19 protein-coding genes and 1 riboswitch are annotated in these 22,295 nt (G+C 75.4%); of the genes, 10 read left to right on the plus strand and 9 right to left on the minus strand.

Going from position 1 to position 22,295, the window contains the following annotated elements; translation table 11 throughout:
• Positions 1 to 209 precede the first annotated feature (209 nt).
• From ACIO9K_RS30205 to ACIO9K_RS30215, 3 genes are read left to right on the plus strand one after another with little or no spacing between them, the layout of a single operon-like run.
• Positions 210 to 1,307, plus strand: coding sequence for an LLM class flavin-dependent oxidoreductase (locus ACIO9K_RS30205; RefSeq protein WP_400334705.1), 1,098 nt, complete (start codon positions 210 to 212; stop codon positions 1,305 to 1,307).
• 49 nt (positions 1,308 to 1,356) lie between these two features.
• Positions 1,357 to 1,887, plus strand: coding sequence for a hypothetical protein (locus tag ACIO9K_RS30210; RefSeq protein WP_363618609.1), 531 nt, complete (start codon positions 1,357 to 1,359; stop codon positions 1,885 to 1,887).
• Positions 1,884 to 2,675: an MOSC domain-containing protein gene (locus tag ACIO9K_RS30215; RefSeq protein ID WP_363618607.1), complete on the plus strand. Its 792-nt coding sequence runs from the start codon at positions 1,884 to 1,886 to the stop codon at positions 2,673 to 2,675. Before ACIO9K_RS30210 ends, ACIO9K_RS30215 begins: the two co-directional genes overlap by 4 nt.
• Before the next feature lie 53 nt (positions 2,676 to 2,728).
• On the opposite strand, the gene cobC is transcribed toward ACIO9K_RS30215, so the two are convergent.
• Both cobC and ACIO9K_RS30225 read right to left on the minus strand, forming a co-directional pair.
• Positions 2,729 to 3,775 (minus strand): Rv2231c family pyridoxal phosphate-dependent protein CobC, encoded by a 1,047-nt coding sequence (gene cobC, locus ACIO9K_RS30220; protein ID WP_400334708.1) that lies wholly within the window; start codon positions 3,773 to 3,775, stop codon positions 2,729 to 2,731.
• The gene (locus tag ACIO9K_RS30225; RefSeq protein WP_400334710.1) at positions 3,772 to 5,148 is read right to left on the minus strand and encodes a cobalamin biosynthesis protein; all 1,377 of its coding nucleotides are present in this window, start codon (positions 5,146 to 5,148) and stop codon (positions 3,772 to 3,774) included. Before ACIO9K_RS30225 ends, cobC begins: the two co-directional genes overlap by 4 nt.
• 243 nt (positions 5,149 to 5,391) lie before the next feature.
• Between ACIO9K_RS30225 and ACIO9K_RS30230 the strand changes: the two genes are divergently transcribed.
• The 5 genes from ACIO9K_RS30230 (at position 5,392) to ACIO9K_RS30250 (ending at position 10,249) form a co-directional block, all read left to right on the plus strand.
• A complete protein-coding gene (locus ACIO9K_RS30230; RefSeq protein ID WP_400334712.1) occupies positions 5,392 to 6,327 on the plus strand; it encodes an alkaline phosphatase family protein in 936 nt (311 codons plus the stop codon).
• Between the two features lie 5 nt (positions 6,328 to 6,332).
• Positions 6,333 to 7,661 carry an MFS transporter gene (locus ACIO9K_RS30235; RefSeq protein ID WP_400334714.1) on the plus strand — a complete coding sequence of 443 codons (1,329 nt, stop codon included), beginning with the start codon at positions 6,333 to 6,335 and terminating at the stop codon, positions 7,659 to 7,661.
• The gene (locus ACIO9K_RS30240) at positions 7,658 to 8,692 is read left to right on the plus strand and encodes a TolB family protein (RefSeq protein WP_400334716.1); all 1,035 of its coding nucleotides are present in this window, start codon (positions 7,658 to 7,660) and stop codon (positions 8,690 to 8,692) included. The genes ACIO9K_RS30235 and ACIO9K_RS30240 overlap by 4 nt, the downstream gene beginning before the upstream one ends.
• A gap of 66 nt (positions 8,693 to 8,758) precedes the next feature.
• Entirely contained in the window at positions 8,759 to 9,571 is an 813-nt protein-coding gene (locus ACIO9K_RS30245; RefSeq protein ID WP_400334718.1) for a hypothetical protein, read from the plus strand.
• Between the two features lie 204 nt (positions 9,572 to 9,775).
• The gene (locus ACIO9K_RS30250) at positions 9,776 to 10,249 is read left to right on the plus strand and encodes a hypothetical protein (RefSeq protein ID WP_363618593.1); all 474 of its coding nucleotides are present in this window, start codon (positions 9,776 to 9,778) and stop codon (positions 10,247 to 10,249) included.
• 22 nt (positions 10,250 to 10,271) lie between these two features.
• Here ACIO9K_RS30250 and ACIO9K_RS30255 read toward each other — a convergent pair whose 3' ends face one another.
• From ACIO9K_RS30255 to ACIO9K_RS30275, 5 genes are read right to left on the minus strand one after another with little or no spacing between them, the layout of a single operon-like run.
• The gene (locus ACIO9K_RS30255) at positions 10,272 to 11,681 is read right to left on the minus strand and encodes a cobyrinate a,c-diamide synthase (protein ID WP_400334720.1); all 1,410 of its coding nucleotides are present in this window, start codon (positions 11,679 to 11,681) and stop codon (positions 10,272 to 10,274) included.
• Positions 11,682 to 11,685: 4 nt separating this feature from the next.
• The gene (cobO, locus tag ACIO9K_RS30260) at positions 11,686 to 12,291 is read right to left on the minus strand and encodes a cob(I)yrinic acid a,c-diamide adenosyltransferase (protein ID WP_363580571.1); all 606 of its coding nucleotides are present in this window, start codon (positions 12,289 to 12,291) and stop codon (positions 11,686 to 11,688) included.
• A gap of 6 nt (positions 12,292 to 12,297) precedes the next feature.
• The gene (locus ACIO9K_RS30265) at positions 12,298 to 14,436 is read right to left on the minus strand and encodes a putative cobaltochelatase (RefSeq protein ID WP_400334722.1); all 2,139 of its coding nucleotides are present in this window, start codon (positions 14,434 to 14,436) and stop codon (positions 12,298 to 12,300) included.
• Entirely contained in the window at positions 14,433 to 15,971 is a 1,539-nt protein-coding gene (locus ACIO9K_RS30270; RefSeq protein WP_400334724.1) for a cobyric acid synthase, read from the minus strand. The genes ACIO9K_RS30265 and ACIO9K_RS30270 overlap by 4 nt, the downstream gene beginning before the upstream one ends.
• On the minus strand, positions 15,968 to 16,936 hold the full coding sequence (locus tag ACIO9K_RS30275) for a cobalamin biosynthesis protein (protein WP_363618585.1): 969 nt from the start codon (positions 16,934 to 16,936) through the stop codon (positions 15,968 to 15,970). Before ACIO9K_RS30275 ends, ACIO9K_RS30270 begins: the two co-directional genes overlap by 4 nt.
• A gap of 107 nt (positions 16,937 to 17,043) precedes the next feature.
• Positions 17,044 to 17,176: riboswitch (cobalamin riboswitch) on the minus strand.
• A gap of 263 nt (positions 17,177 to 17,439) precedes the next feature.
• On the opposite strand from ACIO9K_RS30275, the gene ACIO9K_RS30280 reads away from it, so the two are divergent.
• Together ACIO9K_RS30280 and ACIO9K_RS30285 are read left to right on the plus strand one after the other, a co-directional pair.
• A complete protein-coding gene (locus ACIO9K_RS30280) occupies positions 17,440 to 18,552 on the plus strand; it encodes an alpha/beta hydrolase family protein (RefSeq protein WP_400334726.1) in 1,113 nt (370 codons plus the stop codon).
• Between the two features lie 347 nt (positions 18,553 to 18,899).
• The gene (locus ACIO9K_RS30285; protein WP_363580581.1) at positions 18,900 to 20,333 is read left to right on the plus strand and encodes a hypothetical protein; all 1,434 of its coding nucleotides are present in this window, start codon (positions 18,900 to 18,902) and stop codon (positions 20,331 to 20,333) included.
• 102 nt (positions 20,334 to 20,435) lie between these two features.
• On the opposite strand, the gene ACIO9K_RS30290 is transcribed toward ACIO9K_RS30285, so the two are convergent.
• Positions 20,436 to 21,314 carry a CDP-alcohol phosphatidyltransferase family protein gene (locus tag ACIO9K_RS30290; RefSeq protein ID WP_030059975.1) on the minus strand — a complete coding sequence of 293 codons (879 nt, stop codon included), beginning with the start codon at positions 21,312 to 21,314 and terminating at the stop codon, positions 20,436 to 20,438.
• Complete coding sequence (locus ACIO9K_RS30295; RefSeq protein WP_363580583.1) at positions 21,301 to 21,993, minus strand: phosphatidylserine decarboxylase; 693 nt, start codon at positions 21,991 to 21,993, stop codon at positions 21,301 to 21,303. Before ACIO9K_RS30295 ends, ACIO9K_RS30290 begins: the two co-directional genes overlap by 14 nt.
• Between the last annotated feature and the right edge of the window lie 302 nt (positions 21,994 to 22,295).

Here is a 22,295-nt window from a genome sequence, read left to right on the forward strand (position 1 = left end):
CGCTCCGCACCGGCCGCCGGTCCTCCCGTACGAGGGAGGGCCGGCGGCCGTCGTCGTCGGGCATAATCGCTCGCATGACCGCTTCCGCCCGCCGTGTCCTCGTGCGACGTCTGCACGTGGACCTGGTGCGGGTGTGCGCGGCCGCGTGTTGCCGGTGAGTGTCTCCGTCCTCATCCCGCAGGCAACCCGGCGTAGGAGTGTGTCCGTTCATGTCGCTCGTGTTCCACTGGTTCCTTCCCACCAACGGTGACAGCCGGCAGATCGTCGGGGGTGGTCACGGGTCCACGCCGGGGGTGGCGGGGGCGGACCGGCCGCCGAGCCTGGGGTACCTGGGGCAGGTCGCCCGCAGCGCGGAGCAGTTGGGGTTCGAGGGGGTGCTGACGCCGACCGGGGCGTGGTGCGAGGACGCCTGGCTGACGACGGCGATGCTGACGCAGGTGACGGAGCGGCTGAAGTACCTGGTGGCGTTCCGGCCCGGGCAGATCAGCCCGACGCTGGCCGCGCAGATGGCCGCGACGTACCAACGGCAGTCCGGCGGAAGGCTGCTGCTGAACGTGGTGACCGGCGGGGAGTCCGCCGAGCAGCGCGCCTACGGGGACTTCCTGGACAAGGAGGCCCGGTACGCGCGGACCGGGGAGTTCCTGGACATCGTCCGGCGGCTGTGGGCGGGCGGGACGGTCGACCACCACGGGCCCCATCTGCGGGTCGAGCGGGCCCGGCTGAACCGGCTGCCGGAGCCGGTGCCGACGGTGTACTTCGGCGGCTCGTCCCCGGCGGCCGGCGAGGTCGCGGCGCAGTCCGCGGACGTCTACCTGACCTGGGGCGAACCGCCCGCCCAGGTGCGGGAGAAGGTCCGCTGGATCCGCGAACTCGCCGCCGCCCGCGGGCGGGTGGTGCGGTTCGGGATCCGGCTGCACGTGATCACCCGGGACACCGCCGCGCAGGCCTGGGCGGAGACCGAGCGGCTGCTCGCCGGAATGGATCCGGGGCACGTGCGCCGGACCCAGCGGGCGCTCGCCGAGAGCGAGTCGGAGGGCCAGCGGCGGATGCTCGCGCTGCACGGCGGATCGGCCGAGCGGCTGGAGGTGTACCCGGGGCTGTGGGCCGGGATCGGCCTGCTGCGCGGCGGCGCCGGGACGGCCCTGGTGGGCAGCCACCGGGAGGTCGCGGACCTGATCACCGAGTACCACGAGCTGGGGATCGACGAGTTCGTGCTGTCGGGCATGCCGCACCTGGAGGAGGCGTACTGGTTCGGCGAGGGCGTGCTGCCGCTGCTGGCCGCCCGCAACCTGTGGCACCGGCCGTGAACCCGCAAACCGCTGGTCAATCCGCCGGGGCGGCCGGAGAATTCACGGCATGACGCTGCCCCTGCTCCTCCTCGACGTGGACGGACCGCTCAACCCCTACGCCGCGCCGACGACCCGGCGGCCGGAGGGGTACGACACCCACCGCCTGCTCCCGACCTGGTGGGCGGACCGGCAGGCGCACTACTCCCACGCGCGGGCGAAGCCGCTGCGGGTGTGGCTGAACCCGGCGCACGGGCCGGAACTGCTCGGCCTGCCGTACGAACTGGTGTGGGCCACCGGCTGGATGGGCGAGGCGAACACCCACATCGGCCCGAACCTCGGACTGCCCGAACTCCCCTACATCCAGTGGACGGACCTGTTCGGGGAGGACCCGGACGGCCTGCACTGGAAGACCCGGGACGTGGTCGCCTGGGCGGACGGCCGCCCGTTCGCCTGGGTGGACGACGAACTGGGCCCGCAGGACACCGCCTGGATAGCCGCCCACCACCCCGCCCCGGCACTCACGTTCCACGTCAACCCCCGAATCGGCCTGCTGGCCGCCGACTTCGCGGCCCTGCGCGAATGGGCGGTCGCGGCATGAGGATCGGGACGGTCGAACGGCTGCGGCGCTACCCGGTGAAGTCGCTGCTGGGGGAGGAGCTGGCGGCGGTCGGGGTGGACGGGCGCGGCCTGGAGCGGGACCGCGGCCGCGCGCTGCTCGACCTCGACACCGGGAAGGTCGCCAGCGCCAAGAACCCGCGGCTGTGGGCGGGCCTGCTCGGTTACACGGCGGCGACCACGGCGGGCGGCGTGGTGATCACCGGACCGGACGGGCGGTGCGTGGACGAGGAGGAGCTGTCGGCGGCGCTCGGCCGCAAGGTCGCCCTGATCGCCGAGCGCCCGCCCGGGGCGACGATCGAGCGGGCCGTGCCGGAGGAGGTGCTGGCGCACGGAATCGAGGCCGAAGTCGACGTCACCGTCAACGAGTTGGGCCGGGCCGCGCCGGACGGCGGCTTCTTCGACTTCGCCCCGCTGCACCTGGTCACCACCTCGACGCTGGCCGCGACCGGCGCCGAGGCGGAGCGCTACCGGCCGAACCTGGTGATCCGCACCGAGGGCGAGGGATACGTCGAGAACGCCTGGGTGGGGCGGGAGTTGGCGATCGGGCCGGTGCTGCGGCTGCGCGTCGTGGTGCCCACGCCGCGCTGCGCCGTCCCGACCCTGCGGCACGGCCCGCTGCCCCGGAGCACGTCCGCCCTGCGCGTCCCGGCCGAGCGGAACCGCCTGGTCCCGTTGGAGGGCATGCCCGCGCTGCCCTGCGCGGGGGTGTACGCGCAGGTGCTGGTGCCCGGCCGGGTCGCGGTGGGGGATGCGATCAGGCTGGACTGAGGCGGGGTCGGGGCGGCGGTCAGGCGGGGTCGGGGCGGGGACGGTGGCGGGGGTCAGGCTGGGCCGAGGACGGCGGCGAGGGCGTCCAGGAAGCGGTCGGTGGTGGCCTCGTCCCGGACGGCGATCCGCAGCCACTCCTCGCCCAGCCCCGGGAAGGTGTCCCCGCGCCGGACGGCGAAGCCGCGCCCGCGCAGCCGCTCCCGGACGGCCGCCGCCTCCGGCAGCCGTACCAGGACGAAGGACGCGGCCGGCTCGCCGTACACCCGAAGAGTCGGGAAGGCGGCCAGGCCCTTCAGCAAGTACGTCCGCCACAAGGCCAGTTCGGCGGCGGCTGCCTCCGCCTCGGCCAGCGCGGCCGGGCCGCTGCACGCCTCGGCGGCGGCCAGCGCGGGGGTGGAGACCGGCCAGAGCGGCTGGGCGGCGCCGAGTGCGGCGATCAGTGGCGCGGGCCCGAGGACGTAGCCGATCCGCAGCCCGGCCAGGCCCCAGGTCTTGGTGAGGCTGCGCAGGACGACGACCTGGCCGGGCAGGTCCCGGACCGGGGCGAGGGACTCGCGTTCGCCGGGCACGGTGTCCATGAACGCCTCGTCGACCACCAGGGTGCGTCCGGGGCGGGCGAGTGCGGCGACGGCGTCGGCGGGGTGCAGGACGGAGGTCGGGTTGGTGGGGTTGCCGAGGACGACCAGGTCGGCCTCCTCCGGGACGGCCCCCAGCCGGAACCCGTCCTCGGGGGACAGCAGCACCCGGTGCACCTGGTGTCCGGCGTCCCGCAGGGCCGCCTCCGGTTCGGTGAACTGTGGGTGCACGACGACGATGTGACGTGCCGTCAGGACACGGGCCAGCAGGACGAAGGCCTCCGCCGCCCCCGAGGTGAGCAGCACCTCGTCGGCCGGCCGCCGGTGCCGGGCGGCCACCGCGGCGCGGGCGGCGCCCTGGTCGGGGTAGGCGGCGAGGTCACCGAGGGTGGCCGCGAGCCGGTCGCGCAGCCAGGCCGGGGGTGTGCCGGTGCGGACGTTGACGGCGAGGTCGACCAGGCCGGACCCGTCGGCGCGCACCTCGGCGTCGCCGTGGTGGCGCAGGTCGGGTTCGGGGGCGGTCACGCGGGGTCTCCTTGCGGGTGGGCGGGCACATCGGGGGCGAGCGGATGCAGGGGCAGCCCCGGGACGCGGTGGATGTCGTACGGGCCCGGCGGCACGCTCAGCGCCGCGCCGTCGCCGAGGGCGACCAGTGCGACGGCGTGCCCGTGCGCGGCCAGGTCGGCGGCCAGGTCAACGGCCGCGTCGGCGGCCAGGTCAACAGCCGGGTCAACGGCCGCCCCGGCGCCGTCGTCCGTCGCGATCCGCCTGGTCCCGGGCCGCAGCAGCTCGGCGACCGCCTCGACCGCGCCCGGCGCGCCCACGACCGCCGACGCGCGCCGCAGTTCCGCCAGCGCGCGCGGTACCAGCAGGTCGTGCGCGCCGGGCCCGAGCCCGACGACGGTGAGGCGTCCGCGGACCGCCGCCCGGGCGATCGCGACCGTCGCCGCGGCGGACTTCCGTTTGGTGGCGACGAGTTCGCCGCCCGGGGCGCTCGCCAGGGCGGCCGCCTCGGCGACGCTCGCGGTGCCGACGGCGGCGCCGACCAGGTCCGACGGGTTCGGCACCGCCACCGCGGCCAGGGCCGCCGCCGGGTGCTCGTCCACCGGCACCCCGCCGAGGCAGAACGCGGCCCAGCGCACCTCCGGGTGGTCCGCCTTGCCGGCCACCGTCGCCAGCCGGGCGATCGAGGCCCGGGCCAGGCCGTGTTCGGCCAGGGTGTCCGTGATCAGCCGCATCAGCTCGGAGTCCGTGGCGCCGCCGCCCGCGCCGACCCCGACGACCAGGGTTCGCGGGTGCACGAGGAGCACGTCCTCCTCGGGGTGGGTGCGGTCGGTGACCCTCAGGACGGGGGCGTCGGCGGGCGCGTCGGGACGGGCGGAGGACGGCAGGGCGGGCAGCGGGTACGCCAGGTCGCTCTCCAGCCGGACCGGTCGGCCCTCGGCGAGCGCCTGCGCGGCCGCCGAGCCGCGCGGCCCGCGGGTGGACGTCGACGCGTGCCCGGCCAGGTGCGCGAAGGGCGGGGCGGTGGCCGGGGGAGGGCCGCTGGACAGGACGGCCCGGACACCGAGCAGGGCGGCGAGTTCCTCGGCCAGCTCGTCGGCGCCGCTGTCGCGCCCGGTCAGCGGGACGGCGTAGCGCAGGTTCAGGTCCAGGCTGACCAGGCCGGGCCCGCCGGGGCGCAGGTGCGAGCCGTCGATCAACAGCCGCACGGTGGCCGCGACCGGCGCGAGGCAGACCACCAGGTCGTCCCAGCCGAGGGCGTAGTCCAGGGCCTCGGCCGGACCGAAGCAGGCACTGACCACCGCGGTGTGGACGCGGGTGGTCTCGGGCCAGGCGGCGTGGATCTCGTCGGCCAGCAGGCGGCCCGTCCCGTTGAGGGCGACCAGTCCGATCACGTCCCGCTCCTTCACCCAAAGCCCCGCGATCCCCGCGCACGAGCATCCGCGATCCCGCCACAAGGGCCCCCGTGATCCCACCACGCCCGGTCGGAACGGGTCAATCGGGGCGGCTGTGACGTGGACCGCCGACGGGTGGCAGCTGTTCGTCTGTTCTTCACTTGTCTTGTGCGGTACACGACACGGCGCGATCCTACTGTTCTCGGCGCTCCAACCAGGCAGCCCCGACGCACGGAGGACCCGATGGCCTTCGCACGACTCCGCACCCCCGGAACCACGTCCCCCCGCCGCCCCTCCCGCCGCCCGCTCCGCCGACCCCTCACCACCCTCGCCGCCGGGCTCGGCCTCGTCGGCGGCTCGCTCGGCCTGTGGGCCGCCGGCGGCAGCGCGGCCGCCGACACCACGGGCGGGCTGCCCTCGCCCGACCACGTGATCGTCGTGATGATGGAGAACCACGCCTACTCGCAGGTCATCGGCAGCAGCTCCAGCGCGCCGTACATCAACAACACGCTGGTCGCCGGCGGTGCCGTGCTCACCCAGTCCTTCGCGCTCACCCACCCCAGCCAGCCCAACTACTACATGCTGTTCTCCGGCAGCGCGCAGGGCGTCACCGACGACAGCTGCGTCGACGTCGGCGCCCTCCAGCAGCCCAACCTGGGCTCCGAACTGCTCGCCGCCGGCCGGACCTGGGCCAGCTACAACGAGGGCCTGCCCGCCCAGGGCGCCACCGACTGCCGCGTCGACAACTACGCGCAGAAGCACAACCCGTGGTTCGGCTTCGGCAACGTGCCCGCCTCCAGCGCCTACGGCATGGACGCCTTCCCGACCGACTACACCACCCTGCCCAAGGTCTCCTTCGTCATCCCGGACCTGTGCAACGACATGCACGACTGTTCCGTCGGCACCGGTGACACCTGGCTGCAGACCAACCTCGCCGCCTACGCGGACTGGGCCAAGAGCCACAACAGCCTGCTCGTGGTCACCTTCGACGAGGACAACCGCCTCGCCGGCAACCGCATCCCGACCGTCGTCTACGGCGCCCACGTCACCCCCGGCAGCAGCACCGGCACCACCTACAACCACTACAACGTGCTGCGCACCCTGGAGGACCTCGCCGGGCTGACCACCCACGCGGGCAACGCCGCCAACGCCACCGACATCACCGGCATCTGGAACTGACGCCCGTGTACGTCGCGGACTCCCGCAGCTCCAAGGCCCCCGCCGCCCCGGCCTCCGCAACGGAGCCGCCGGGGCGGCGGGGCGCCGCCCTGCGCGCCGTACCCGGGACGGTGCTCGCCCTCGGCGCCGTCAGCCTGGTCACCGACATCTCCTCCGAGATGGTCACCGCCGTCCTGCCGCTCTACCTGCTCACCGGCCTCGGCCTCTCCCCGCTCGGGTTCGGACTGCTGGACGGCATCCAGAACGGGTTCAGCGCGCTCGTGCGCCTCGCCGGGGGCCACCTCGCCGACCGCCGCGGCCGTGACGGCGCCGCCCGCCACAAGGCCGTCGCGGCCGTCGGCTACGGCCTGTCCGCGCTCTGCAAACCGCTGCTGCTGCTCGTCCACACCGTGCCGCTGATCGGCGCCGTGATCGCCGTCGACCGCACCGGCAAGGGCCTGCGCACCGCGCCCCGGGACGCGATGATCTCGCTCTCCACCGAACCCGCCCACCGCGGACGGGCGTTCGGCGTGCACCGGGCGATGGACACCGCCGGGGCCCTGCTCGGCCCGCTCACCGCCTTCCTCGTGCTGCGCCTGGCGGGCGGGCCGATGCTCGCCGACGGGGGAGAACGGCACGGCTACAACGCGGTGTTCACGGTCAGCGCGTGCGTCGCCGCCCTCGGCGTGCTGGTCCTGCTGCTGTTCGTGCCGAACCGGCCGTCGACTGACGAACCGTCAACTACTGCTCCCACGCTGCGCGAAAGCCTCACCCTGCTGCGGCTGCCCGGGCTGCGACGGCTCACGCTCTGCGCCGTCCTGCTCGGACTCACCACCGTCAGCGACTCCTTCCTCTACCTCCTCGTCCAGCGCCGGCTCGGCCTCTCCGTCGACCTGTTCCCGCTGCTGCCGCTGGGCACCGCCGCCGCCTTCCTGCTGCTCGCCGTCCCGCTCGGCGCCCTCGCCGACCGGATCGGCCGCCGCCGGCTCTTCCTCGGCGGGCACGTGCTGCTGCTGCTCGCGTACGGGCTGCTGCTCTCGCCGGCCGGCGGCCCGGCGGTGGCCGTCTGCGTCCTCGTGCTGCACGGCGCCTTCTACGCGGCCACCGACGGCGTGCTCGCCGCCGCCGCGGCCGACGCCGTCCCGGCCGGGCAGCGCGGCGCCGGGCTGGCCCTGGTCGGCACCGGGCAGGCGCTCGCCCGGTTCGCCTGCTCGCTGCTGTTCGGCGCGCTGTGGAGCGCGGTCGGCGGCACCGGCGCGCTGGGCTGGTCGGCGGGGGCGCTCGCGCTCTGCGTGCTCGGCGCGGCCGCCGTCCTGCGTGAACCCGCCACCACCACCGTCGAGGAGAGCCCGTGAACCGACTCCAGAACCGGACCAGGGTGATCATCCTCCTGGTCGCCGTCCTGCTGCTCGGCGCCGTCGGCACCGGGGCCGTCCTCCACGCCGCCGACCGCACCGCCCGGCGCGACCAGGCCCAGCCCGGCGGCCCCGCCGTCACCGAGGGCGCCGTCACCCTGCAGAAGCCCTCCGAGGGGCGGAAACTGGTCTTCCGCAACATGGCCTGGGGCCCGCACCGCGACGAACTCACCGCCGTCCCCGCCGACCGCCCGGACGGTCCGCGCACCGCCTCCGGCGTCCAGTGCCTGCGCTTCTACGCCGCCGCCGGCACCGGCATCTGCCTCCAGGCCCAGCACGGCGCCCTGGAGGACACCTACCGCGCCGTCGTCCTCGACGACCACCTGCGCGAACGGCGCTCCTACCCGGCGGCCGGCATCCCCACCCGCTCCCGGGTCTCCCCGTCCGGGCACCTCGCCGCCTGGACGGTCTTCGTCAGCGGCGACTCCTACGCGGGCACCGACTTCTCCACCCGCACCTCCATCGTCGACGTCCGCGACTGGAACCTCCGGGACAACCTGGAGACCTTCGACGTGATCAAGGACGGCCACCCCTACCAGGCCCACGACATCAACATCTGGGGCGTGACCTTCGCCGACGACAACACCTTCTACGCGACCCTCGCCACCGGCGGCCACACCCACCTCGTCCGCGGCGACCTCGCCGCCCACACCCTCACCACCCTGCACGAGAACGTCGAGTGCCCCTCGCTCTCCCCGGACGGCACCCGCATCGCGTACAAGAAGCGCGTCCCGGGCCTGTCCCCCGACGCCCCCTGGCGCCTGTACGTCCTCGACCTCGCCACCATGACCGAGACGGCCACCGCCGAACAGCGCAACATCGACGACCAGGCCGTCTGGTCGGACAGCGGTACCCTCCTCTACGCTCTGCCCGGCGACTACGGCGCCGACCTGTGGACCGTCCCCGCCGACGGCGGCGGCGCCCCCCGGCGGGTCACCCAGGCCGCGGTCGCCCCCGCCTACCTGGGCTGAGGAACTCTCGGCTACGGTCCCTCGTCGAGCACAATGACGTCCTGATCGAACGGGGGAACGACAATCGTGGACGGCATCCCGCCCGAGCGCGCGGTCACCGACTCCTGGCCGGCCCTGCACGGCCGACCCGTCCTGCGGCGCACCGTCGCCGTCGGACTGGTCCTCTGCGTGTCCGTCGCGGCCGCCCTCGTGGTGCGCGGCGTCAACTCGCTCACCGCCGGCCGCGTCGGCCGCGAGACCGACCGCGACCGCGCCGAACTCCTCGCCGGCCTCCACCCCTCCCAGCACCCCGGCGTCGGCCGCTCCTACGTCCCCGTCGGCGCCGTCTACACCCACACCCCCGACGGCGCCCCCATCGCCTACCTGCACTACCGCGTCGCGGGCAAGGACGTCGGCCTCGGCGACTTCCTCCGCGCCTACGACCTCCCGGCCCCCGGCCCCACCGCACCCCTCCCGGCCGACCTCACCGCCGCCCTCGGCGGCGACGGCCCGGCCGAGGCCCCCGAACTCCTCCCGGACCCTGAGCCCACCTCCACCCCGTCACCCACCCCCGACGCCACCACCGCGGACCCGGCGCCCCCGGCACCCGCGGCACCCCCTGGCCTCCAGGCCGCCGACCCCGACGCCGAACCGGACGCCGACGCCGACCCCACCCCGGACCTCGACGACGAAACCCCCGAGCCCACCCCCTCCGTCACCCTCCCCCCGACCCCGACCCCGACCCCCTCCGTCACCCTCCCCCCGACCCCGACCCCGACCCCCTCCCTCACCCCCACCCCGCCCCCCGGCCACCCCCAGACCACCCGCCGCATCTACGTCGCCACCATCCCCGGCGCCGCCCCCGGCGCCGCCGACATCTACATCCGCGCCACCGGCTGAGCGCGCGCCCGGCGTCTGCGCCTGAACCGCCGCGCGGTCCGGCGCTTCGGCGTACGTTGGGGGGCCGGGGCGGCCCCGCGGTGACGGTCGGTACGGACGTGCGCGGGCGGCAGCGGCAGACGGCCGTAGTGGTCGGGCAGTTCGCGTGTCCGTGGCCTCCCCGGTGGCGTTAACCCGGCGGGAACCGCACCGGAGGAGGAGCCCATGAAGGACAAGACCCCCAGGGACATCGCCGTCGACGACCAGCTGCGGGCGGCAGGGGCGGAGGGCGCCCAGTGGCTCAGTGCCGCCGGGTGGGGGCCGCCGGTGACGGTCCCGGTGCAGAAGGCCGCCAGGTGGCAGCAGGAGACCAGGGCCCGGATGCTGGCGGCGCAGGCGGACGAGTCCTGCACGTGGTGCGTCCACCTGCTCAACGGCGGCCCCCAGCCCGTGGTCGTCCACGCCGAGCACCCGACCCACCTGGTCTGCCGCGCCTGCTCCATCGCCGCCCGCCCCCGCCGCGCCTGCCTGGACTGCGGCGGGCCGGCCGCCTCCGCCTCCCCGGCGGACGGCCGCGAGGACGTCTTCATGGGCCCGGTGGCGATCTACACCCGCCTCCGCTGCGCCACCTGCCACCGCGCCGACCGCCCCGACCGCCCCGACCCCCTGACCGGCACCTTCGGCAACGGCCCGTCCTGAGACGGGCAGGGCCCGAGGGGGGTCACGGTGACGCGGGGTTCCCCGGGGTCGCCTGGTAGGTGGCTGCGGCGGAGGTGAGGGAGGTGGCCAGGGACGGGGCTCCGGCCCAGTGCAGGTGCAGGTAGGAGGCGTGGACGTGGCTGCCCGCGAAGCCCTCGGTGCGGGGGCCGGTGGGCAGGCGCCAGCCCCAGGCGGGGTGTTCGCCCGCGCCCGGTTCGCAGACCGTCCGGTGGAACTCGTGGCCGCGCACCCGGGTGCCGGTCCGGGCGAGCGGGGAGTCGTGCAGGGCGACGGCCTCCCGGTAGCCGAGGGTGAGCCGTTCGGTCATCCGGGCGCCGGTGTCCAGCACGCCGCACATCGGCAGGCCGTCCAACTCGCGCCCCAGGTAGAGGAGTCCGGCGCATTCGGCGGCGATCGGGCCGCCGCCGGCGGCGAACGCCGCGATGGCCCCGCGCAGCGCCGTGTTGCCGCTCAGCTCCCGGACGTACAGTTCGGGGAAGCCGCCGCCGATCACCAGGCCGGCCGTGCCGTCGGGCAGCGCCGAGGCGTGCAGCGGGTCGAAGGGGACGACCTCGGCGCCCGCGGCGGTGAGGAGTTCGGCGTTCTCGGCGTACGAGAAGGAGAACGCGGCGCCGCCCGCCACCGCGATCCGCGGTGTGCCGGCCACCGGGTCGACCTCGGCCGACGGGTTCCACGGTTCGGCGGTCAACTCCGGGGCTGTCCGGGCGAGTTCGAGCAGGGCGTCCAAGCCGACCGAGGCGGCGACGAGTTCACCCATGTCGGCGACGGCGCGCAGGGCCTCCGCCGAGCGCTCCACGGCCGGGATCAGCCCGAGGTGGCGGGACGGCGTGGCGACCGCCGTGGAGCGGCGCAGCGCGCCCAGCACGGGCACGCCCGAGCCCTCCTCCAGGGCCTCGCGCAGGAGGTGCTCGTGCCGGTCGGAGGCGACCCGGTTGAGGATCACCCCGGCGAGGCGCACCTCCGGGTCCCAGGAGGCGAAGCCGTGCACCAGCGCGGCCACCGACCGGGACTGCGAGGAGCCGTCCACCACCAGGACCACGGGCGCCCGCAGCAGCTTGGCGACGTGCGCGGTGGAGGCCAGCTCCCCCCGCCCGGAGGCCCCGTCGAACAGGCCCATGACCCCCTCGACCACCGCGACGTCCGCCCCCGTCGCGCCGTGCAGGAAGAGCGGGGCGATCCGCTCCGGGCCGCACAGGAAGGCGTCCAGGTTGCGGCCCGGGCGCCCGGCGGCGAGCGCGTGGTAGCCCGGGTCGATGTAGTCGGGGCCGACCTTGTGCGGGGACACCGCCAGCCCGCGCGCGGTGAGCGCCGCGATCAGGCCGGTGGCGACGGTGGTCTTGCCGGCGCCCGAGGAGGGCGCGGCGATGACGAGGCGGGGGATGGCGGCCAACGGCCTGCCGGCAGTGCTCAACGGTCTACCACTCGATACCGCGCTGGCCCTTGCGGCCGGCGTCCATGGGGTGCTTGACCTTGGTCATCTCGGTGACCAGGTCGGCGAATTCGGTCAGCGGCTCGGGCGCGTACCGGCCGGTGACGACGACGTGCTGGCTGCCGGGGCGGTCCTTGAGCACCGACACGACCTCCTCCGGGTCGACCCAGCCCCAGTGCATCGGGTAGGTGAACTCGTCCAGCACGTAGAAGCGGTAGGTCTCGGCCGCCAGGTCGCGCTTGACCTGTTCCCAGCCCTCCTTGGCGGCGGCCTCGCTGTCCATCTCCATCTCGCTGGAGCGCTGGATCCACGACCAGCCGGAGCCCATCTTGTGCCAGTCGACCGTCCCGCCCTCGCCGGAGGCGCCTAGCACGCGCAGCGCGTTCTCCTCGCCGACCTTCCACTTGGCGGACTTCACGAACTGGAACACCCCGACGGGCCAGCCCTGGTTCCAGGCCCGCAGCGCCATGCCGAACGCGGCCGTGGACTTGCCCTTGCCGGGGCCGGTGTGCACGGCGGTGATCGGCTGCGTGCGACGCTGACGGGTCGTCAGGCCGTCGTCGGGGACGCTCTCGGGGACACCCTTGGGCATGTCGGCTCAGGCCGCCTTTCGCATGGTGGTGGCACGGTTCTCGCGACGGTTCTCGCGCCGGCTGTCCTGCCGGTTCTCGCGGACGAGCGAGGCGACGCCCTCGGGGCGCAGCTCGTCCAGGCTGACGGCGGTGCCGCCGAGCAGCCCGGCCAGGGTGCGGGCGAGGCCGAGTCGGACGGGGCCGGACTCGCAGTCCAGCACCACGCTGGCGGTGCCCTGCGCGGCGAACAGCGCGGCCGCGCGCTGCGACCGGGCGAGCGCGTCCCGCCCGCCGGTGGCCCGGCCGTCGGTCACCACGACCAGCAGCGGGCGGCGGCTCGGGTCGCGCAGCCGCTCCACCCGCAGCACCTCGTGCGCGCGCAGCAGGCCGGCGGCCAGCGGGGTGCGACCGCCGGTGGGCAGCGACTCCAGCCGGGCCGCGCCGACCTCCACGGACGACGTCGGCGGCAGCGCCAGTTCGGCGTCCGCGCCTCGGAAGGTGATCATGCCGATCTTGTCGCGCCGCTGGTAGGCGTCCATCAGCAGGGACAGCACGGCGCCCTTGACGGCGGTCATCCGCTGCCGGGCGGCCATCGAGCCGGAGGCGTCGACGACGAACAGCACCAGGTTGGACTCCCGCCCCTGGCGGACCTGTTCGCGGAAGTCGTCCTTGCGCAGCACCAGCGCCCGGCCGGTCCGCCCGCGTGCCGCCTGGTGCGGTGCGGCGGCCTGCAAGGTGGCGGTCAGGTGCAGCCGGCTGAGCGCACCCCGGGGGCGCCGGGCGCGCACGGTGTGCCCGCCGGTGGTCTCGGCGGGGGAGCGGCGGCCCTGGGCGCCGTGGCCGGTGCCCTGCACGGTGAACAGCTTGGTCCGGTACGGGTCGCCGGCTGCGGCCGGCGCCGACTCCCGTGCGGGGGCGGGGTGTTGGGCCGGTACGGGCTGCTGGAGCGGCTCGTCCGGCTCGGCGGCCGATGCCTCCGGACCAGAGGCGGGCTCGGGGGCCCCGCCGCCGTCCGGGCCGCCGCCGGGGCCGCCGTCCGGGCCCGGACCGTCGTCCTCGGGGCCGTCGCCCTCGCCGTCGCCCTCAGCCTCTCCCGAGCCCCCGGGCTCCTCGGGCTCCGATGGCTCCGACGACTCCGAGGTCTCCTGCGGCTGCGCGTGCTCCTCCAGCGTCCGGTCGAGCTGTTCCTCGTCCAGCCCCGGCGCGTCGAAGGGGTTGCGGCGGCGCCGGTGCGGCAGCGCCAGCTGGGCGGCCTTGCGGACGTCCTCCTCCAGCACCTCGGTCCGCCCGTCCCAGGCGGCGAGCGCGACGGCGGTGCGGGCCATCACGATGTCGGCGCGCAGCCCGTCCACCTCGAACGCGGCGCACACGGCGGTGATCTGACGCAGTGCCACATCCGTCAGCTCCACCTTGGGCAGCAACTCCCGCGCGGCGGTGATGCGTTCGGCGAGCGCCTGCTCGTCCGCGGCGAACCGCGCGGCGAAGCCGGCCGGGTCGGCGTCGTAGCCGAGCCGGCGGCGGACCACCTCGGCGCGCTCGGCCGGGTCCCGGGTGGCGGCGATCTCGACGGTCAGGCCGAACCGGTCGAGCAGCTGCGGCCGGAGCTCGCCCTCCTCCGGGTTCATCGTGCCGACCAGCAGGAAGCGGGCGGCGTGCCGCACCGACACGCCCTCGCGCTCGACGTACGAGCGGCCCATCGCGGCGGCGTCCAGCAGCAGGTCCACGACGTGGTCCTGGAGCAGGTTCACCTCGTCGATGTAGAGCACGCCGCGGTGCGCCTTGGCGAGCAGCCCCGGCTCGTACGCCTTGACGCCCTCGGCGAGCGCCCGTTCCAGGTCGAGCGAGCCGACGATCCGGTCCTCGGCCACGCCGACCGGCAACTCGACCAGCTGGGCGGGGCGTTCGGACGCCGAAGGGCGGTCGTGCGGCCCGTCCGGGCACTGCGGGTCCGGAGCGGCCGGGTCGCAGGCGAACCGGCAGCCGTCGACGGCCGCGAGGGTCGGCAGCAGGCCGGCCAGCGCGCGCACCATGGTCGACTTCGCGGTGCCCTTCTCGCCGCGCACCAGCACGCCGCCCACGGCCGGCGAGACCGCGTTGAGCAGTAGTCCGAGCCGCAGGTCGGGCATGCCGACGATCGCGGTGAACGGATAGCGGACGTCACTCATGCATACTCCCCAGGTGCCCCGGGCGCCAGGAACGGCAGCGATCCGGCCGCCGGCACCCCGCCCTCGATCAGCTTCCACAGCGCGTCGGTGTCCGCGTGCTCCTCGATCAGGTCGCCCAGCCGGTCCAGCCGGGCCTCGCGCGCCTCGGCGAACGAGGTGTCCGGCGCCGGCACGAACGCCCGGCCCGCCAGCGCGGCGACCTCGCGCAGGAGTTCACGGCGGAAGCCGTCGTTCTCCAGCGCGCCGTGCCAGGTGGTGCCCCACACCGGGCCGACCCGGCAGCCGTCCAGGCCGTGCCCGTCGTCATCGGAGAAGAACGGCTCGCCCCCCTCCACGGCCACCACTCCGTGGTGGATCTCGTACCCCTCGACCCGCTTCCCGTACGCCGTGCCGACCGGCCGCGCCAGCACCTTCTCGGCGCCGAACCGCACGTGCGCCGGCAGCAGGCCCAGGCCCTCGACCGAGCCGGCCCCGGACTCCACCTCGTCCTCGATCCCGCGCGCCAGCATCTGGTAGCCGCCGCACACCCCGAGGACCGGCAGCCCGGCCGCCGCCCGCGCCTTCAGCGCCGGCTCCAGGCCGCGTTCGCGCAGCCAGGCCAGGTCGGCCACGGTGGCCCGGGTGCCGGGCAGCACCACCAGGTCGGCGTCGGCCAGTTCCTCCGGCCGGGTCACCCAGCGCACCAGCACGCCGGGCTCCTGCGCCAGCGCGTCCAGGTCGGTGAAGTTCGACAGCCGGGGGAAGCGCACCACGGCCACCCGCAGCACGTCCGCCCCGAGCGGGCCGCGGCCGTCCACCCGGTCCACCACCGTGGACAGGTCCAGCGAGTCCTCGGCGTCCAGCCACAGGCCCGGCAGCATCGGCAGGGTGCCCAGCACCGGACGGCCGGTCAGCCCGTGCAGCATGTCCAGGCCGGGCGCCAGCAGCCGCGCGTCGCCGCGGAACTTGTTGACGAACCAGCCCGCCACGTGCCGCTGGTCCTCCGCCGACAGCAGTGCCAGCGTGCCGTACATCGCCGCGAAGACGCCGCCGCGGTCGATGTCCCCGACCACCACCACCGGCAGCCCGGCGGCCGTCGCCAGGCCCATGTTGGCGATGTCCCGGTCCCGCAGGTTGATCTCGGCGGGCGAACCGGCGCCCTCGCAGACCACCACCTCGTAGCGGCGGCGCAGATCCGCCAGGCACTCCAGCGACCGTTCCAGCAGGACGGGCTTGCGTTCGCGGTAGTCCAGCGCGCCCACCTCGGCGACCGGCCGGCCCAGCAGCACCACCTGGCTGCGGCCGTCCGCCCCCGGCTTCAGCAGCACCGGGTTCATCGCCGCCTCCGGCTCCACCCTGGCCGCCTGCGCCTGCATCGCCTGCGCCCGGCCGATCTCGGCGCCGTCGGCGGTGACGAAGGAGTTCAGCGACATGTTCTGCGCCTTGAACGGCGCGACCCGCACCCCCTGCCGGGCCAGCCAGCGGCAGATGCCCGCGGTCACCACGCTCTTGCCCGCGTCCGAGGTCGTCCCGGCGACCAGCAGTGCGTTGCTCATGCCCTTCCCCTCCACCGTGTCGTCAGCAAGCGCAGCGCGACGTGCCCCGCGACCGTCGTACCCAGGGCCAGCGCGCCCACCCGCCGGGAGAGCACGCAGGCCCGCTCGATGTCGTCCACCGTCACCGGCCGCAACTCCGCGCCCAGCACCGGCCGGTGTTCCACCCGCTCCCCGTACTGGAGGGTCCCGCCCAGCCGGACGCCCACCGCGCCCGCGAAGGCCGCCTCCGCCTGGCCCGCGTTCGGGCTCGGGTGCGCCGAACCGTCCCGCCGCCAGACCCGCCAGGCCGTTTTCGGCTGCGGCGCGGCGGCCACCGTGAGCAGAGCCGTCAGCCGGGCGCCCGGCCAGCCCGCCACGTCGTCCAGCCGCGCCGAGGCCCAGCCGAACCGGGCGTACCGCGGCGAGCGGTGGCCGACCATCGCGTCCAGCGTGTTCACCGCGCGGAACGCCAGCAGTCCCGGGGTGCCCGCCAGCGTGCCCCAGACCAGCGCGTTCACCACGGCGTCCGCCGTGTTCTCGGCCACCGACTCGACCACCGCGCGGGCGATCTGAGGCCCGTCCAGCGCGCTCGGGTCCCGCCCGCACAGGTGCGGCAGCCGCTCCCGCGCGGCCGCCAGGTCGCCCGTGGCCAGCGACCGGCCGATGGTGCGCGCCTCCCGGGTCAGCGAGGTGCCGCCCAGCACCGTCCAGGTCGCGGCGGCCGCCAGCGCGGCCCGGCCCAGCGGACGCCGGCCCACCGTACGCTCCAGGGCCACCGCGCCGGCCGCGACCGCGCCCACGCACAGCGCCGTGTACCCGGCGCCGGCCACCCGGTCGTCCTGCCACACCCGCCGCTCCAGCCGGGTCGCCGCACCGCCGAAGACGGCCACCGGGTGGCCGCGCCGGGGGTCGGCGAAGCGGGCGTCCGCGGCGAAGCCCGCGGCGGCGCCGAGCGCGAACGCGGCGGCGCGGGTCAGCGGGCGCACGGCGGGTTCGGCGGAAGGCCGCGTGGGGTCCGGCGGGGCGGGGCAGCCTGCATCGCGTGCGTGTCCTCACTCAGGGTCCGCGCCCTGGATCGACGTACCGGGGGCGAGAGTCTCCTGGCTTCCGGGTCGGACGCACCCCCGGGCCTTCCAGCGGCTTCTGACGGTCCGCCGTGGCAATGTTCCGAGCGTGCTCCCCGGTGACAGTGGCGGGACCGCGCCGGACTCGCACCGGCTTCCTCTGCATGCCTCCGTTTGGCCCCAGGATCCCATCACGCGGCCGAACCGGGAGTCAACCGAGGTCACGGAGGGGTTGGTCACACCTCGGAGCCCCGTCGCCACCTCCGATCCGCCCGCCCCGCCCTGCCTGACGCCCGCCCAGCCCGAGGCCCCGCCGTGCCCCGGACGGCCCAGCCCGGTGGCCGCCCGCGCGGCCCCCCGGTGAACTGGTGCCCGGACACCGCCCGGACACCGTCCGGTCCAAGACCAGCAGAGCGGGGAGCGATATGCGTTGGGGAACCGCGGCCGTCGTGGCGGCCGCCGTCGTCGGCGCCGGGGCCGCCGTCCTGGTGATCGGCCGCCGGGCCTCCGAACGGCTGGTCCACCCGGCGAGCGCCGCCCGGGAGTCCGGCCCCGTCCTGGTGCGGAGCCTCGCCGCGGGCCGGATCACCTTCAACCGCCGCCCCGAGAGCCTGCGCCCCGGCCGCTGGGCCGTGGAATGGGACGACCACGGCCACGCCGTCGTCGAGGACGTCCTGCACAGCGACGAGAACGGCGTCACCCGCCGCCTCGTCCGCGCGGACCGGGGCACCCTCACCCCCGGCACCGAGGTCCGCTTCACCCCCCGCGTCCACCTCGGCGACCCCACCGAGGCGCTCGGCCTCCCCTTCACCGACACCGCCGCCGACGGCGAACTCGGCGCCCTCCCCGCCTGGCGCCTCGACGGCAAACGCGGCACCTGGGTGATCCTCGTCCACGGCCCCGGCGCCGACCGGCAGCAGACCCTCCCGGTCCTCCCCGTCCTCGACCGCCTGGCCCTGCCCGCCCTCGCCGTCACCTACCGCGGTGACCAGGGCGCCCCGGCCTCGCCGGACGGGCTCGGCCACTTCGGCGAGACCGAGTGGCGCGACGTCGAGTCGGCGGTACGGCTCGCCCTCGACAGCGGCGCCGGCCGGGTCATCCTGTACGGCTGGTCCCTCGGAGCCACCATGGCCCTCCAGACGGCCTCCCGCTCCGCCTGGGCCCATGCCATCAGCGGCCTCGTCCTGGACTCGCCGGTCCTCGACCTGCCCGCCACCGCCCGCCGCGGCGCCGCCCGGGCCGGCTACACCGGCGCCGCCGCCGAGCTCGGCGCACTCGCCGCCGAGGGCCGCACCGGCGTCGACCTCGCCGACTTCAGCCGCATCGCCGAGGGCGCCGACCTGCGCGTCCCCACCCTCGTCCTGCACAGCCCCGACGACCAGGTCGCCCCCTTCCGCGCCGCCGAGCGCCTCGCCGCCGCCCGCCCCGGTGTGGTCAGCCTCCGCCCTTTCCCGGGCGCCGACCACGCCACCCTCTGGAACTCCGCCCCCACCCACTACACCGAACTCCTCCGCCGCTGGCTCACCCCCCTTCTCTGAACCCAGCCCCCCCCCGCGCGAGAAGTCACACCCGCGGGGCCTCCGTACGGAACCCGGACCTCACCTGTCGGCCACGGAGTGTGACCGGCCGGGCGGGTAGCGCGACCGCCGCCGCAAGGGTCGAGCCGTGATGGCATGACCCCGCCATCTGTTTCCGGCCAGGCGGTTTGCGTCTGTTGCCCGATTGTTGCCCGATCTTGGGGAGGTGCCGTCGACGGCCGCCCGTCCGTACAGCCAACCGGATGTGACAGAAGGCCGGTACAAGGGGAAGACTGCTCGACGTGACGTCTCGGAATCCGCGCGACCGTGATGCCCCGCTCCCTCCGACGATCGGTACTGGTGCGACGGTGACCCGTCTCCCCGGTACGGCCCACCGGCCCGCCGCCGGCAAGCCGGGCGGGGCCGGGGTACCCCGCCGACGAGGGCCCGCTGCGGCGCCCGGTCGGGGGAGGGTTCCCGTACCGGAGGGCTTCCCCGCGCCGGCCGAGCTGGCGCCGCTGGCCCGCCGGATGCTGGTGGACGCCGTCCGGATCGCCCGCTGGGCGGGGGACCTGGAAGAGGTCGACAAGCGGGGCGAGCTGCTGCCCGATGACGCCCGTGCGGCGGGTCGGGCGCTGGCCATGACGGTCGGCGCCGCCGCCAAGGCGTGGGGGCAGGCGCTGCTGGTCGGCCTGGTGGAGGCCAGGGACGGCGGTGCGGTCCCGGGTTGGCGCCTGCACGCCTGGGAGCACGACGACGAGGCGGTCGTCCGCGGCTGGTCGGCGCTGTTCGACGCCTGGACGCTGCTCGCCCCGGTGCCGCCCGCCGCCCTGCGGGGCGTGTTCGCGGTGCTGGCCGGCCAGGCGGTGGACCAGGCGCCGCAGCTGCTGTCGTTCCTGCACCTGGTGGCCGGTCCGGTGTCGGACGGCGAACTGCTGGAGCTGCTGCGCCGGGGGCTGGACGAGCGCCGGGTGGGTGGCACGGACGGTTCGGGCCTGTCGCCCGTGCCGCACGCCGCCTCGGCGGTCTCGGCGGTCCGCGGCACGTGCCGGGAGCCGCAGATCGACACCCCGCCGTCGCCGGCGGACGTGGCCGCGGTCCTGGACTGGATGCTGGACGGCCTGGCGGCCGTCGGGGCCGTGGTCCGCAGGGACGAGGCCGCCGAGCTGTCGCCGCTGGGCCACTGGGCGGTGCGGGCGAAGCTGGAGGAGATCTGCACGGTCGCGCAGACCGCGGCCGGGCACATCGAGCAGAGCGCCTTCGAGCTGCTGAACGCCTGCGCGGACTACTCGCCGGGCCCGGCGCGGGCCGAGTTCCGCGCCTGGGTGGCGGCCCGTCCGGCCGATCGGGCGGTGGCGGAGCTGCTGGACGCGGCGCAGGGGGACGACGCGCTGGTGCGCGGGCTGGCCTTCGAGGCGCTGCGGGTGGCCGGCGGCCCGGCCGAGCAGGCGGTGCGGGCCTCGGTGGACGAGCCGGTGCTGCGCCCGTACGCGCTGTTGTGGCTGGCGGAACGCTCGGACGAGGGCGTTTCGCCGGCGGACGTGCTGGGGGCGGAGGACGCGGCCTGGCTGTGGGTGGACACGGCTGCGGCGGTGCTGGACCACGGCGAGACGGAGCTGCTGGTGGGCCACGTCGAGGGCGCCGCGGCGGGCGACCCGGTGCGGTTGTTCGCCCGGGCCCGGCAGTCGGGGCACCCGCGGGCGGCCTCGGTGCTGACGGCGGTCTCGGGCGTGCACCCGGATCCGGGCGTGGCACGGGCGGCCCGCCGCTCGGCGTTCAGCGTGCACACCGGCGGCGCGTAGCAGCGCCCGTCGAAGAACGAGCGCGACGAGGAGAAGAGCGGGCACGACGAAGAGGGGCCCGGATCCGACTGGATCCGGGCCCCTCTCGCGTACGGGAACGACTCAGCCGAGGCGGGACTCCGCCCGCCTGGCGCGGACGTCGCCGACCTTCTGTCCGACCTTGCGCCGGATGACCAGCAGCGGGGCCATCGCGGCGAGCGTGATCTGGGCGAAGGCGCCGACGTGCATCAGGGCGTCGCCGCCGGGCAGGCCGGTCGCCCAGGCCGCGAGGCAGCCGATCGAGACGACGATCCAGCACAGCGTGGCGGTGGCCAGCAGCCCCTGGGGCTTGGGGTACTCGATCCGGCTGACCATGAGGTACGCGGCGCCGAAGATGGCGAGCAGACCGGGCAGGAACGGCGGGTCGAGCAGCACGATGGCGATGACCGTCATCGCGCCCATCGGGCAGGGCATGCCCTGGAACACCCCGGGCCGCATCTTGACGGCGGAGAAGCGGGCGAGCCGCAGGACGACCGCGAGCAGGACGGTGATCGCGATGAGCGCCGAGAGCTTGCTGTTGGAGCCCTGCGAGACCATGCCCCAGACGGCGACGAAGTAGGCCGGCGCGATGCCGAAGCTGATCAGGTCGGCCAGGTTGTCCAGTTCCGCTCCGAGGGCGGAGGAGCGGAGCTTGCGCGCCACCAGCCCGTCGAAGAGGTCGCACATGGAGCCGATGAGCAGCAGCGTGACCGCGGTGGCGGCGCTGTGCCGGTCGGGTGCGGCGTCCGGGTTGGTGATGTGCGGGACCAGGACCCCGGTGGTGATCGAGTAGATCGCCAGGAAGCCGCAGACGGCGTTCCCCAGGGTCAGGAAGTCGGCGGTGGACAGGTGCTGGGGAGAGCGCGGGGCGCGCAGCTCGCGGTCGCGGGCCCAGCGGCGACGGCGCAGGGCCGTCTCCTCGTCGTCCAGGCCGACGATTGTCTCAGGATCAGTCACGGTCAAGGCGCGTCACCCCGGCTGTGGTCTTCTGGCCGACCTCGACGCCGACCTCGACGCCGGCCGGCAGGTAGGTGTCGACCCGGGAGCCGAACCGGATCAGACCGATCCGGTCGCCCTGCTCGACCTTGGTACCGGCGGCGACGTACGGCACGATGCGACGGGCCACGGCCCCCGCGATCTGCACCATCTCGATGTCGCCGAGCTCGGTGTCGAAGTGCCAGACGACCCGCTCGTTCTGGTCGCTGTCCTTGTTGAACGCGGGGACGAAGCCGCCCGCGACGTGCTCGACCGACGTCACCGTGCCGGGCAGGGGCGCGCGGTTGACATGGACGTTGAGCGGGCTCATGAAGATCGCGACCCGGGTGCGGCCGTCCGGCCAGGCGTCGATGCTCTGCACCACGCCGTCGGCGGGGGAGATCACTCTGCCCGCGCCGATCTCACGCTCGGGGTCGCGGAAGAACCACAGCATGCCCGCGCCGAGCGCACAGGCGGGTACCGCTGCCAGGGCCCACTTGCCGCTGCGCCGGGTGAGGGCGGTGGTCACGGCGGCCGTGGCGAGGGTGGGGACGAACCAGGGGGTGGCTCCGCGCGCGATGGTCACGCGGGGTCGCCGACCGGCCGTCGTGGCTGCGAGGGCATCGCGGTCCGTGACGGAGGTGTGAGGGGACGGGCTGATGGGCATCGAAGACCTTTGTCGCGGGGGATCATGGCCGCTGGACGGGGGCCACCGCGGGATCGGGTAATAGAGGGACGGCTTGCTGTCCCGGTGGATGCTATCGGGAGCACACGGTGGGTGGGCAACCCGCCTGCTCGTTCACGTGTCCGGTGGAAGCGCGTGTGCGCGTCCCACCTCTACGACCGTAGCTCGCCCCGGTCCGGTTCCCAAGGGACCGGACGGGGCTGGTGACACTTGTCTCAACAGGCCTGTCGGCGGAACCCGGTGGGCGGAACGGGCCGTTCGCGGTCCGCCGGGGTGCGGGACAC

The organism is Kitasatospora sp. NPDC087271, assembly GCF_044744605.1.
Lineage (GTDB): Bacteria > Actinomycetota > Actinomycetes > Streptomycetales > Streptomycetaceae > Kitasatospora.

Excerpts from the sequence above, each read along its gene's own strand:
- ACIO9K_RS30205 (WP_400334705.1), top strand. The coding sequence starts at position 210 with ATGTCGCTCGTGTTCCACTGGTTCCTTCCCACCAACGGTGACAGCCGG.
- ACIO9K_RS30210 (WP_363618609.1), top strand. The coding sequence starts at position 1,357 with ATGACGCTGCCCCTGCTCCTCCTCGACGTGGACGGACCGCTCAACCCC.
- ACIO9K_RS30215 (WP_363618607.1), top strand. The coding sequence starts at position 1,884 with ATGAGGATCGGGACGGTCGAACGGCTGCGGCGCTACCCGGTGAAGTCG.
- ACIO9K_RS30230 (WP_400334712.1), top strand. The coding sequence starts at position 5,392 with ATGGCCTTCGCACGACTCCGCACCCCCGGAACCACGTCCCCCCGCCGC.
- ACIO9K_RS30250 (WP_363618593.1), top strand. The coding sequence starts at position 9,776 with ATGAAGGACAAGACCCCCAGGGACATCGCCGTCGACGACCAGCTGCGG.
- cobO (WP_363580571.1), bottom strand. The coding sequence starts at position 12,291 with ATGCCCAAGGGTGTCCCCGAGAGCGTCCCCGACGACGGCCTGACGACC.
- ACIO9K_RS30265 (WP_400334722.1), bottom strand. The coding sequence starts at position 14,436 with ATGAGTGACGTCCGCTATCCGTTCACCGCGATCGTCGGCATGCCCGAC.
- ACIO9K_RS30270 (WP_400334724.1), bottom strand. The coding sequence starts at position 15,971 with ATGAGCAACGCACTGCTGGTCGCCGGGACGACCTCGGACGCGGGCAAG.
- ACIO9K_RS30280 (WP_400334726.1), top strand. The coding sequence starts at position 17,440 with ATGCGTTGGGGAACCGCGGCCGTCGTGGCGGCCGCCGTCGTCGGCGCC.
- ACIO9K_RS30295 (WP_363580583.1), bottom strand. The coding sequence starts at position 21,993 with ATGCCCATCAGCCCGTCCCCTCACACCTCCGTCACGGACCGCGATGCC.